Below are 12,156 nucleotides of genomic sequence, written 5' to 3'. Positions count from 1 at the left end.
CGTCCCGGTCATCGGGACCTCGCGCCGGGGGTGCGCCGTGAGGCACGCTGGCGACCATGCTCTTCGCCTTCAGCATCGCCCCCGCGGGGGTCACCGGACCGGACTCCGCGGGCTCGGGCCCCGACGGCGTCGGTGACATCGTCGCCGACGCGGTCCGGGTGGTCCGTGAGTCCGGCCTGCCCAACGAGACCACCGCCATGTTCACCACCATCGAGTCCGAGACATGGGACGAGGGGATGGCGGTGATCAAGGCGGCGGTCGAGGCGGTGCAGGCCCGCGCGCCGCGGGTCAGCCTGGTCCTCAAGGCCGACATCCGGCCCGGTCACTCCGGGCAGCTCACCGCGAAGGTCGAGCGGGTGGAGCACGCGCTGGGCACACCCCCGGCACCCTCGGCGTGACCGGGGTCGCCGGTTCGGCGCCGGTCGTGGCGGGAGCGGGGGGCGCCGGCCCGGTCCGCATCGTGCTGGTGCACGGGGCGTGGCACGACGGGACGTGTTGGGCCCCGGTGGTCGAACGGCTGGAGCGGCGCGGCCACGAGGTGCGCGTCGTGGACCTGCCGTCCGAGCGGCCGGAGGCGGCGGGTCGGCAGTACGCCGACACGGTGGTCCGGGCGGCGCAGCCCCTCGGGCCCGGCGAGCGGGTGGTGCTCGTCGGGCACTCCCTCGGCGGGCTCACGGTGCCGGTGGCGGCGGAAGTGCTCGGGCCGGAGCGGGTCGCGGCGCTGGTGCTGGTGGCGGCGCTGGTGCCGAGGCCCGGGACTTCGTGGGCGCAGCAGGCGCGGGCGCAGCCGAGCCCGATGGCGCCGGGGTTCGGTCGCGGGCAGGTCCGCCACGACGACGGCACCACGTCGTGGCCGCCGGATGCGGCTGCGGCCGGGCTCTACGCCGGGGTTGCGGCGGAGTCCTCGGTCGCGGAGGTCGACGCCGCGGTGGCCCGTCTGCGGCGGCAGGGGTGGGCGATCAGTCGTGAGGTCACGCCACTGCGGGCCTGGCCACCGGTGCGCACGGTACGGGTGATCTGCGCCGAGGACCGGGTCGTCGACGCGGGGTGGGCGCGATCGGCGGCCGGGGTGGTGCCGGGGTCCGAGGTCGTGGAGCTGCCCGGGGGCCATTTCCCGATGCTGACCCGGCCCGACGAACTGGTCGAGGTGATCGACGGGGTGATGATCGACGGGTTGATCGCGAGCGTGCCGGACGCCTACGCCGCCGACCGTTCGGCCGGCGGCGAGCAGTGACGGTGCGGCCCGGATGGGGATGCGGAGGGGGCGGGGTCAGCCCCGCGCGATGTTGAGCGTGAAGAAGAAGACGCCGATCAGGATCGCCGCCGTCCCGAGCGCCATCGCGATCTGCGCCTGCCTGGCCACCAGGGGGCGGCGCACAGCGGCCACGCCCACGCCGATGGCGGCGGCACCGAACACCCATCCGAGGATCGAGATCGGGCTGACGAGCACGGCCACCACCCCGATGATCAGCGCGATCTTGCCGATGGTCGGGCTGTCGGAGCGGGCGGCCTTGGAGCGGGCCTCGTCGAGCAGGCGGTCGGCGACGTTCTTGTCGGTGCTCATGGCAGGGTCCTCCGGGTGCGGGAAGCCGCGCGAGGCGGCCGGCGATTGTCTACGGAGAGCGACACCTGTGTCACTCACACATCCTCAACGAGTGCCCCTGCGCTGTGGTGCTCGGCCGGAACGGTGATCGAATCGACCGGCTGCGGCCGACAGTGGTCACGGAGGGTCAGCTGAAATGACCGGATCGGGTGATGCCCTCCGGTGCGTCACGACAGGGAGGTACGCATGACCGGCAAGGCTGATCAGCACGGACACCGGGCGCGACGGATGTGGCGGGCGCTCGAGCCCGTGCACGCCGTCACCTACTTCGCCGCCGAGCCCAAGGCGGCGTGTGACGCGCTGGGCACCCGCGGATACTGGATGAGCTACTTCGCGCAGCGGGCGGCGCCGCTCGGGGCGGCCCCGCCCGAGCTCGTCACCGCGCTGTTCTACAACTTCGCCCCCGGCCTGGTCGCCCGCGCGGTGCCGGACGTGTGGGGGGTGGCCTCCCCGCAGACCTTCCTCGACGTCCGGCTGACGGCGGTCGACGCGGCCCTGCGCCGGCTCGCGGGGACCGATCTGCTCGCCGGTCCGGGTGTCGTCGAGGCCGCCGAGATCGCCCGGGTCGCCGCGCTCGCGGCGCCCACCGCCGGGCGTGCGCTCGCCGCGGCCAACGCGGCGCTCCCGTGGCCCGATGCCCCGCACCTCGTGCTCTGGCAGGCCCAGACGGTGCTGCGCGAACACCGCGGCGACGGGCACGTCGCCGCGCTGCTCACCGCGGGCCTGGACCCGGTGGAGGCACTGGTCCTCTTCGCCGCAGCCGAGGACCTCGACGGGCCGTGGCTGCGACAGCGCAGAGGATGGTCGGAGCAGGAGTGGGACGACGCGTCGGCCCGCCTCGCCGGGCGCGACCTCCTCGACGCCGCCGGGCGGCCGACGGTCGCGGGTCGGGCGATGCGCGAGGAGGTGGAGACCCACACCGACGCGCTGGCCGACGTGCCGTGGGCCGCGGTCGGAGACGAGCGGGCCGAGCGCCTGGTGCACCTGGTGGAACCTCTGGTGGCGGCGATCGTGGCGGGTGACGGCTTCCTGACCGCCAATCCGATGGGTCTGAAGCTGCTCCCGACCCGCGCCTGATCCGGCCCCCGGCGTCGATCGACCCGGGCCGGGCGCCGGGACCGGGTCCGCCGTGCCAGGATGGTCGTCGTGTCACGCCCAGACCCACGTCAAGCAGCCCAGACCGCGGCCCTGTCGTCGAAGATGGCAGGCGCGATCGACCTCTCGGCCCTGAAGGCGCGGTCCGAGGCCGCGAACCGGCCCGCCCCGCCGCCGCCCCCCGGCGGGCAGCCCGCGGGCGGCGCGTTCGTCGTCGACGTCTCGGAGGCGAGCTTCCAGGCCGACGTGCTGGAACGGTCCCTGCAGGTGCCGGTGCTCGTGGACCTGTGGGCGGAGTGGTGCGGGCCCTGCAAACAGCTCTCGCCGGTGCTGGAACGCCTGGCCCACGCCGCGGGCGGGGCCTGGATCCTGGCCAAGGTCGACGTCGACGCCAACCCGCGCATCGCCCAGGCGTTCGGGGCCCAGTCCATCCCGATGGTGGTGGCGGTGGCCGGCGGACAGCCCGTCGACGCGTTCAGCGGTGCGCAGCCCGAGCCCCAGGTGCGTGAGTGGATCGCAGCGCTGCTCGACGCCGTCCGCGACCGGATGCCCGCGGTCGCCCAGGCCGAGGCCGCGGCCCGCGGCGGCGCCCCGGCCGAACCCGTCGAGGAGCCGGAGGATCCGCGCTTCACCGCCGCCGAGGACGCCCTCGAACAGGGCGACTACGCGGCGGCCGAGGCCGCCTACCGGGAGATCCTCAACGTCGAGCCGGCCAACGAGCAGGCGGTCGCCGCACTCGCCCAGGTGCGGTTCCTCGCCCGTGCCGAGGCCGTCGACCCGGACGCCGTCGCGAAGGCCGACGCCGCGCCCGACGACGTGGACGCCCAGCTGGCCGCGGCCGACGCCGAGATCGCCATGGACGGCGTCGAGGCCGCGTTCTCGCGGCTGGTCAGCACGGTCGGCCGCACTGCTGGCGACGACCGCGACCGCGTGCGCGAGCACCTGGTCGGGTTGTTCGAGCTGTTCGCGGCGGACGACGCGCGGGTCACCGCTGCCCGCCGGGCGCTCGCCCGCGTGCTGTTCTGAACCGACGGATCCCGGCCTCCCGCGTCACACCGCACAGGCGGCGGGCCCGCCGCGCAGACCCACCTCGTAGCGGGCCACCCGCTCGTAGCCCCGCTCGGCGGGATCGGAACGGCCGAGCACGTCACGGGCGGCCGTGTCGTCGGTCAGCAGCACCTGCACGGCCTCGTCGAGGTCGCCGGGCGAGAGCCGGAACCCGTCCGGGGCGAGGAGCAGTCGCCCGGCGTACGCACCGGCCAGGCAGACCGCCGCGTGCCCGGCGCCGGCGCCCTCCACCGCGGTTCCGGTGGCGGCCAGCGCGGCGAGGGCGTAGCGGCCCGACAGCAGGGTGGCCCCAGCGAAGTCGCCCAGCTCCCGGTGCAGCGGGGTGAGCTCCGCGATCTCGACGTCGACGCCGGCCGGCCCGGAGGGGCCCAGGCACAGCCGCGCCGGGCCCTGCGCGGCGGCGTCGGGGCAGACGTCGACCGTCAGCGGCGGGGCGTTCCAGCCGGGTGCCCTCGCGGACGCCAGCTCGGTGGCCCAGGCCCGCGCGTCACGCTCGACCGCGGTGAGCAGGTCGCGCAGCGGCAGGTCGCCGGCGCGGGCCAGATCGTCGGCGGACCCGAACCGCACCTGGGTGAACCCGCGCTCCGGCACCGTCATCGCGGCGCAGCGCCCGGACCCTCCCTCGTACCCCGCCTGGAACGCCGAGAGCCGGTCGAACGCGTTGCCGTGCGCCCCCTCGTCACCGGCGGCCACACCGAGCGGGTCGCGGAACCCGACGAGCGTGCGCAGCGCGGCGTCGCGCTCCACCGGCCCGACGGGCAGCCCGGCCACCGGCCGGTCCGCCAGTCCGCGCAGGGCGACGCCGGTGTAGCAGTCGGCCATCGCCTCCAGCAGGATCGTCGGGTACCGCTGCGGGTCGCGGGCCTGCGCGGAGTCGATGCCCAGCCGCGACTGCACCGCGTGGCCGATCTCGTGGGCGAGCACGACCAGCACGCCGACGTGCCCGAACTCGTCGAACAGGGCCGGGACGAGACCGTCGGCGTCCCAGACGACGGCGTCGGCGGAGGGGCAGTAGTACGCCTGGTCGGCGACGTCCGCGGCCCGCTCGACGCACGGTGGCGGGTCCGCGGCCGCGGGCGAGATCCCGGCGAAGGTGGCGACGTCGGTCCACTGCCCACCGAGCGCGGGGAACTCGGCCCGCCAGAAGTCCTGTACGGCGGTGATCGCGGCCTCGGCGGCGGCCCCGGCATCACCCGGCGATGCGACGTCGACGGGCACGGACGGGTCCGGGGGGCCGGCGGCCACCCCGATGCCGGGCACCACCTGCGTGCACCCCGACGAGAGCACCGTCAGTGCCACGAGCAGGGCGGTCAGGACACGCACGCGGTCCATCATGGCGCGAACCCGCCCGTCGGGGGAGCGGTGCGGCCCGCCGGGGTGCTGCCGGATACCGTCGATCCCCGTGCCCGACCTGCGCGTGCCCTCCCCGGTCCGGACCGGTGTCGCCGTCGTCGTGGTGCTGGCGTCGCTCGCGACCACGGTGCTGTTGCACCTCCGACACCCCGATGCCCTCGTCACGCTGGTGCCGCTGACCGACATGCGCGACCTGCACGTCGACTTCGACACGTTCTGGCACTCCGCCGCCGCGCTCACCCAGGGTGGGGACATCTACGAGACACCGGCGAAGCTGACGAACCTCAACCCGCCCCTGCTCACCGTGCTGCTGGCGCCGTTCGCGGCCCTCGACGCGCTGACCGCCTACCGGATCTTCGTCGGCCTGACGCTGCTGCTCGTCGTGGGAGCGGTGCTGGCGGTGGCGCGGGAGCTGCGGCTGGCGGCCGGGACGACGGTGGCGGTCGTGCTGGCGGTGCTGGCCTCGTCGCCCCTGCACGGCACGCTGGTGCTGGGCCAGATCTACCCGCTGCTGCTCGTCGGGCTGGTCGCCGGCTGGCTCGCCGAGCGCCGGGGCCGGCCGGTGCTCGCCGCCGCCTGCGTCGGGATCACCGTGGCGCTCAAGCCGTCGCTCGCGCCGTTGCTGCTGCTTCCCGCCGTGCAGCGGCGGATGGTGCCGCTGCGCGCGGGCCTCGTCTCGGCGGCGGTGGCCACGCTGGTGGGGGTGCTCGTCGCCGGCCCGAGCAGCGCGATCCAGTGGATGACGATCGCGCTGACCGAGGGCGTTCCCGACACCGTCGACAACGCCTCGTTGCCGGGTCTCGCGATGCGCCTCGGGGTGGCACCGATGCTCGGGTTCGTCGCCGGGCTCGCGGTGCTGGTCGGCACGCTCGCGTGGCTCGGCCGCCACCGCGACCGCGTGGACCCGGCGGGGACCGCCCCGTGGGCGGTGGTCGCCGCCGGGCTGCTGTTCTCACCGATCGCGTGGCACAACTACCTGCTCATCCTCGTGCCGGGCGTGCTGCTGCTCCTGGCCGGCGGCCGCCGGGCGCTCGCGGCGGCGCTGCTGGCGGTGGCGGTGATACCGGTGTCGTGGAACGCGATGTGGCCGCCCGACGCCGGTTGGTGGACGGACGTCGGGCAGTCCCTGCACTGCGCGATCCTGGTGGCCTACTGGGTGTCGTTGCTGCGGTCCGCGGTGCGGTCGCCCCAGCCGCCGGACGGCACCGCCGACGACCCCGAGCCCGGGGTGACCACCCGGCCCCCGTCGACGTCGGTATCCCCGACCTGCTGAACCAGCGCGTGGCGGCCCGCCGGTTCGGGATCGGGTGCCGCGTCCGGCGATGCGCGGTCGGCGACGACGGTCTCCCCGCGGACGACGTCGACCACCATCGGGTCGGTGGCCGGTGCGCCCCTGTCCGGCCCGGCCTCCGCGATCGATGCGTCGGCCTCACGGGCGTCCGGCCCGGAGGCGTCCGGATCCGGCCCGTGCGGCGTCGAGCCGTCCGCCGGCTCGTCCTCGGCCCGCTCGGTGCCGGAACCCGCCGCGGCGGGCTCGACGGGGGGCGGCCCGACGGGGGACGCCGCGACGGGGGGCGGCCCGACCGGGGACGCCGCAACCGGCGACGACCCGACCGGGGACGCCGCGACCGGCGACGACCCGACCGGCGACGGCGCCGTGGGCGGCCCGGCCGCGGCCGGGCCCGCGGGTGATCCCTCCGCGGTGGTGTCAACCGCGGTGGTGTCGACCGCGGTGGTGTCGACCGCTGGGGGTTCGACCGCGGTGGCTTCCATGTCGGCGGGCTCGTCGGGCGAGCCGGCCGGGTCGGGCCGGGTGGCGCCGACCGGACCCGCTGCCGCCTTGGCCGCCTCGGCTGCCTCGGCCGGCGCGGGGTCGGCCGGTGCCCGGTCGGTCGCCGGGGGCGGCCCGGGTGCCACGGCCGGGGTCCCGTCCGTCACCGGGGCGGCCGGGTCGTCGTCCGTCACGGGCGTGGCCGCGGGAGCGCCCCCGGTCACCGGTCCCCCCGCGGGTCGCTCGGCGCCCCCGGCCCGGGGGCGCCGGACGGCTCCCTCGAACGGCTCCGGGGCCAGCCACAGCACACCGGCGGGAGGCAGCCGCAGCACGACCGACGCGGGCCGCCCGTGCCACACCATCTCGTCGGCGTCCACCCCGCCGAGGTTGCCGACGCCAGACCCGCCGTAGATCTCGGCGTCGGTGTTGAGCACCTCGCGCCAGCGCCCGGCGAACGGGAGGCCGATCCGGTAGCCCTCCTGGGCGCTGCCGGAGAAGTTGGCGACGCAGGCGAGCACCGTCGGCTTCCCGTCGGGGTCGACGCCGTGGCGCAGGAAGCTGAACACGTTGCCGGCGGTGTCGTTGGCGTCGATCCAGGAGAAGCCCTCGGGCGTGGTGTCCTTCGTCCACAGTGCCGGGTGGGCCCGGTAGGCGCGGTTGAGGTCGCCGACCATCGTCTTGATGCCGCCGTGCAGCGGGTCGGTGAGGCTGTCCCAGTCCAGCGAGCGCTGCTCGGACCATTCGCGCGTCTGCCCGAACTCGCTGCCCATGAACAGCAGCTGCTTGCCCGGGTGGGCCCACATGAACGCCAGCAGGGCGCGGATGTTGGCGGCCTTGTTCCACGGGTCGCCGGGCATCCGCTCCCACAGCGACCCCTTGCCGTGCACGACCTCGTCGTGGCTGATCGGCAGGACGTAGTTCTCGCTGAACGCGTACATCAGCGAGAACGTCATCTGGTTGTGGTGGTAGCCGCGGTACACCGGGTCGTGGGCGGTGTAGTCGAGCGTGTCGTGCATCCACCCCATGTTCCACTTGAACCCGAAGCCGAGGCCGCCCAGGTGCGTGGGGCGGGTGACGCCCGGCCACGCCGTGGACTCCTCGGCGATCATCACGGCGCCGGGGTGCTCCCGGTAGACCGTGGCGTTGACCTCCTGCAGGAACGCCACCGCGTCGAGGTTCTCGCGACCGCCGTGGATGTTGGGCAGCCACTGCCCGTCCTTGCGCGAGTAGTCCAGGTACAGCATCGAGGCGACGGCGTCGACGCGCAGGCCGTCGATGTGGAAGGACTCCAGCCAGTACAGGGCGTTGGCGACGAGGAAGTTGCGCACCTCCTTGCGCCCGAAGTCGAAGACCAGCGTGCCCCAGTCGGGCTGCTCGCCGCGGCGGGGATCGGCGTGCTCGTAGAGCGGGCCGCCGTCGAACCTCGACAGCGCCCACTCGTCGCGCGGGAAGTGCGCGGGCACCCAGTCGACGATGACGCCGTACCCCGCCTGGTGCAGGTGGTCGACGAAGAAGCGGAAGTCGTCCGGCGTGCCGAACCGCGCCGTCGGCGCGTAGTAGGAGGTGACCTGGTAGCCCCACGAGCCGCCGAACGGGTGCTCGGCCACCGGCAGCAGCTCGACGTGGGTGAACGCGGTCTCGTCCAGGTAGGCGACGAGCTGCTCGGCGATCTCCCGGTAGGACAGGCCCTGGCGCCACGACCCGAGGTGCATCTCGTAGACGCTCATCGGTTCGGCGTGTGCCTGCCGCTGCGCGCGGGCCGACATCCACGCGTCGTCGCCCCACTCGTGGGTGGCGACGTCGACCACGGACGCCGTGGCCGGGGCGACCTCGGCGCGGAACGCCATCGGATCGGCCTTGTCCCGCCACCGTCCGTCCTGGCCGAGCACGCGGAACTTGTAGCGCGTGCCGGGCTCGATGCCCGGAACGAACAGCTCCCAGACCCCGGCGCTGCCCAGTACCCGCATCGGGTGCGTCCAGCCGGCCCAGCCGTCGAAGTCCCCGGTGACGCGCACGCCCTGCGCGGTGGGCGCCCACACCGCGAAGCTGGTGCCGGTGACGACCCCCGCGGGTGTCTCGTAGCTGCGCAGGTGCGCGCCGAGCACGTCCCACAGGCGCTCGTGGCGGCCTTCCCCGATCAGGTGCAGGTCCACCTCGCCGAGTGTGGGCAGCCAGCGGTAGGGGTCGTCGACGATGTCGACGCGGTCGCCGTAGCGCACGGCCAGCCGGTAGTCGGCGGCCGCCCCGGGGACCACTCCGGAGAACAGGCCCGCGTCGTGGACGCGGACGAGCGGGTACCCCTCCCCGCCCTTGCGCACCACGTGCACCTCGTCGGCGTGCGGGCGCAGCACGCGCACCACGGTGCCGTCCGGGTGCGGGTGGGCGCCGAGCACCGAGTGCGGGTCGTGATGGGCACCACCGAGCACCCGGTCCACGGTGGCCGGGTCGGGCGGGCAGGGGTCGATCGGCTGGCTGATCGTCTGGGTCCTGTTCTCCTCGCGATCCACCCGCGCACCCTATGGCCCCGCTACCCGCGTTGCCGAGCCTGGCGGCAACGATCGGGTTGCGCCGGTGGGGTGATTGCCAATCGGCCCATGGGACCGGCCGCGGACGATACCGTCGTCGGGTGCGTCGACTGCTGGTCCTGTGCCTCGTGATCGGGGGGTTGTGCGGTTGCACGGCGGGGACCGCGGGTGTGCCCTCGCCGGTCCCGGAGACCGGGGTGTCGGGGGTTCCGGTGATCGAGTTGCCGCCTCGGCCTCGGGAGGTGCGGCTCGACGGTCTGGACCCGTGCACGTTGTTGACGGTGGAGCAGCGGGCGGAGTTGGGGTTGGACCGGGATCCGCTGCTGGATGTCGGCCCGTCCGGGCTCTACGGCGGGGTGACGCAGCTGTGCTCGATCCGGCGGCTGGACAGGCCGAGCTACGCGCTTGCGATCGAGCTGTCGGTCACGTCCGGGGTCGAGGTGTTCCTGCAGCCCGGCATCCGGGCGGATGTCGCCCCGACCGACGTGCGTGGGTTCCCGACGCTGGAGATTCGACCGACGGAGCTGCGCGACACCTGCACCGTGGCTCTCGACGTCGCCCCCGGCCAGTTGCTCGACGTGCAGGTGTCCAACGGCGGCGCCACCCCCGTCGCGCCGCAGAACCGGTTGTGCGAGCGGGCCCGCGAGGCCGCGGACCTGGTGATGACGACGCTGCTCGGGCTGCGCTGATGGATTCACGAGTGCGAACAGTTTCCCGGAAGCACCACGTGGCAGGAGGGCATGTGGATAGCCTCCGCGCCGATCGCCGTCCGAGGGGAGCCAGCCGTGCCCGACCCGACCCAGTACCCGCCCGCCGTGCTGCGCCTGCACCCGGACGCAGTTCCCGGTGTGCGGGTAGCGATCGATGCCACTCTCGATGAGCTCAGCCCGCTGCTCCGCCGGATGGAGGACGAGGCGGTCATGCCCGAGCCGTGGCTGGGAGACTCTGCCAGCCACTCGGTGTGGACGGCGTACAACGAAGGCGTCATGCGCGCGCCGGACGGCGCGTTCCGGGCGGTCCTTGCCTACGAGTCCCAGCTTCTCACCATCCGGGACCGGCTCGTGGAGATCGAGCGTCACTACGCTCGCAACGAGGCCGACACCGGCGCCCTGTTCGGGAACCGGCTGTGAGCGCGCCGAGGGACTGGCGCGAGATGACCCATGAGGAGCTCCATGCTGCCGTGCACAGCGGCGCCGGCCCGGGGGCGTCCACCATCGCCGAGATCCAGTGGCGCGACCTGGAGAGAGTGATCATCGACGCCGAGGCGCGGATGCATGCGGCGGCCGCACGCACCGCCGAGGTGTGGGAGGGGGCTGGGGGCGACGCCGCGCGCATCGGGCTGCACTCGCTCAACTCCTGGGTGCTCGGGGCCACCACCGACGCGCAGACCACACTGGCCGCGCTCGCCGGGCAACGGGCGTCCGCCGGCGAGCTACGGACGCTGATGCCGCCGCCGAACACGGCGGAGGTGGCGGCCGCCGACGCCGAGGTCGCCGCCCACCCCGGGGACGCGGAACGGGAGTGGGCGCTGGTGGACGCGCGGGCCGCGGCGGCCGAGGACGCCCGGCGTGTGATGGAGCAGTACCACTGGGTCTCGGTCGAGACGCGGCGGATCATCGACTTCTGGACCACCCCGCCGACGGTGCTCGTCGAGGTGGCGCTTCCCGGCACCGGAACGACGGGGAACCCCGCGCGGGACGGCCTGCCGGACCTCGGCGCGGGACCCGCGGTGTCGAACACATCCTCCGGGGCGGGCGCGGCTCCCGGAGGCGGGCCGCCGGTCGGCCCCGTGGTGGCGGGTCTGTCGCCGACGGGTGTCGGACCGGAGGGTGGCGGAACTCCGGGTGGGGCCGGATCGGCTCCGGCCGGCCAGACCGGGACCGGTGGGCCGGGAGGCGGTGCCGGGACGGGCGGAGCGGTCGGAGCCGGCGGGGCGGGAGGTGGCGCACCCGTGGCCGGAACCGGGTCGGGCGGTGCGGTCGTCGGCGCCGGTCCGGCCACGGCCGGCGTTCCCGGGTCCCGTGCCGTGGAGCCGTCGCGTGGTGGCCCGGCCGGCTACGGCGCGGCGCCGGTCACGGGACCCGGTGTCGGGGGAGCGTCGCCCGTGTCGGGCCGGGACGCCCTTCCGCCGGGCGCAGGCGGGCGCGGTCCACGCAGCGGCCCCGGTGTGGGCTCGTGGCCCGGGACCGGCTCGCGCGGGGCCTTCCCGGTCGCCCCGCCCGGTGGTGGCGCCGCGCCCACCTGGCGCGATGTGGTCGCCGGCCTCCGGGGCGGCGGGCCCGGCGGTACCGGCGGGGTGGCCGAGCCGCCCGCCGCACCGCGAGCCGGTGGGATGGCGCGACCGGAGGCCCGGCCCGTCGGCGCCCCGCCGGTGGCCGACGCCGGGCGGGGCGGCACCGCCCACGGCTTCTACCCGCCGATGGGCGGGGGCACGGCAGGCGGCCAGGGTGAGAGCAGGAAGCGGGCGCCGTTCCTGGTGGACGACTCCGGTGTGTTCGACGTGGACGTCCCCTGCACGGACCCGGTGATCGGCGCCGTCGGCCCCGCGGCCGACGGGACGGACCGCCGATGAACCGGTGGCTCAGACCCGGTTCCGCAGTTAGTTCATGGGATGATCTCCAGTGGTGACCGTTGATCTTCGTGGGCGGTTGAGGAGTCGGCGCGCAGGTCGAGGGCCCGGATGTCGCGTCCGGGTGGGCGGAGTTCCAGGGCTCGGGGGTGCTGGTCGGGGCCGTGGTGGC

10 protein-coding genes and 1 pseudogene are annotated in these 12,156 nt (G+C 75.1%); 8 read left to right on the top strand and 3 right to left on the bottom strand.

What is annotated here, in order from left to right; genetic code table 11:
- The first annotated feature begins 56 nt into the window (after positions 1 to 56).
- Positions 57 to 398: a thiamine-binding protein gene (locus Q1K26_RS04540; RefSeq protein WP_300007887.1), complete on the top strand. Its 342-nt coding sequence runs from the start codon at positions 57 to 59 to the stop codon at positions 396 to 398.
- On the top strand, positions 395 to 1,234 hold the full coding sequence (locus Q1K26_RS04535) for an alpha/beta hydrolase (RefSeq protein ID WP_300007886.1): 840 nt from the start codon (positions 395 to 397) through the stop codon (positions 1,232 to 1,234). Before Q1K26_RS04540 ends, Q1K26_RS04535 begins: the two co-directional genes overlap by 4 nt.
- 36 nt (positions 1,235 to 1,270) lie before the next feature.
- On the opposite strand, the gene Q1K26_RS04530 is transcribed toward Q1K26_RS04535, so the two are convergent.
- Complete coding sequence (locus Q1K26_RS04530) at positions 1,271 to 1,564, bottom strand: hypothetical protein (protein WP_300007885.1); 294 nt, start codon at positions 1,562 to 1,564, stop codon at positions 1,271 to 1,273.
- Between the two features lie 225 nt (positions 1,565 to 1,789).
- Between Q1K26_RS04530 and Q1K26_RS04525 the strand changes: the two genes are divergently transcribed.
- Positions 1,790 to 2,680 carry a hypothetical protein gene (locus Q1K26_RS04525; protein WP_300007884.1) on the top strand — a complete coding sequence of 297 codons (891 nt, stop codon included), beginning with the start codon at positions 1,790 to 1,792 and terminating at the stop codon, positions 2,678 to 2,680.
- A 123-nt stretch (positions 2,681 to 2,803) separates the two neighbouring features.
- Positions 2,804 to 3,724, top strand: a complete 921-nt coding sequence (locus tag Q1K26_RS04520) for a tetratricopeptide repeat protein (RefSeq protein ID WP_300007883.1) — start codon at positions 2,804 to 2,806, stop codon at positions 3,722 to 3,724.
- Positions 3,725 to 3,748: 24 nt separating this feature from the next.
- Here Q1K26_RS04520 and Q1K26_RS04515 read toward each other — a convergent pair whose 3' ends face one another.
- A complete protein-coding gene (locus Q1K26_RS04515; protein WP_300007882.1) occupies positions 3,749 to 5,089 on the bottom strand; it encodes a neutral zinc metallopeptidase in 1,341 nt (446 codons plus the stop codon).
- A 79-nt stretch (positions 5,090 to 5,168) separates the two neighbouring features.
- Between Q1K26_RS04515 and Q1K26_RS04510 the strand changes: the two genes are divergently transcribed.
- Entirely contained in the window at positions 5,169 to 6,392 is a 1,224-nt protein-coding gene (locus tag Q1K26_RS04510) for a glycosyltransferase family 87 protein (RefSeq protein WP_300007881.1), read from the top strand.
- A gap of 785 nt (positions 6,393 to 7,177) precedes the next feature.
- Here the strand turns inward: Q1K26_RS04510 and glgB are convergent.
- Positions 7,178 to 9,367, bottom strand: a pseudogene (glgB, locus tag Q1K26_RS04505) (1,4-alpha-glucan branching protein GlgB); the annotation flags it as partial.
- Between the two features lie 149 nt (positions 9,368 to 9,516).
- Between glgB and Q1K26_RS04500 the strand changes: the two are divergent.
- The 3 genes from Q1K26_RS04500 (at position 9,517) to Q1K26_RS04490 (ending at position 11,987) form a co-directional block, all read left to right on the top strand.
- A complete protein-coding gene (locus Q1K26_RS04500; protein WP_300007880.1) occupies positions 9,517 to 10,104 on the top strand; it encodes a DUF3558 domain-containing protein in 588 nt (195 codons plus the stop codon).
- A gap of 96 nt (positions 10,105 to 10,200) precedes the next feature.
- Positions 10,201 to 10,545: a hypothetical protein gene (locus Q1K26_RS04495; protein WP_300007879.1), complete on the top strand. Its 345-nt coding sequence runs from the start codon at positions 10,201 to 10,203 to the stop codon at positions 10,543 to 10,545.
- The gene (locus tag Q1K26_RS04490) at positions 10,542 to 11,987 is read left to right on the top strand and encodes a hypothetical protein (protein ID WP_300007878.1); all 1,446 of its coding nucleotides are present in this window, start codon (positions 10,542 to 10,544) and stop codon (positions 11,985 to 11,987) included. The genes Q1K26_RS04495 and Q1K26_RS04490 overlap by 4 nt, the downstream gene beginning before the upstream one ends.
- Positions 11,988 to 12,156 lie beyond the last annotated feature (169 nt).

The organism is Pseudonocardia sp., assembly GCF_029263155.1.
Taxonomy (GTDB): Bacteria; Actinomycetota; Actinomycetes; order Mycobacteriales; family Pseudonocardiaceae; genus Pseudonocardia.
The sequence above is the reverse complement of the archived record's forward strand: the minus strand, read 5'-3'. Positions and strand labels throughout refer to the sequence as shown.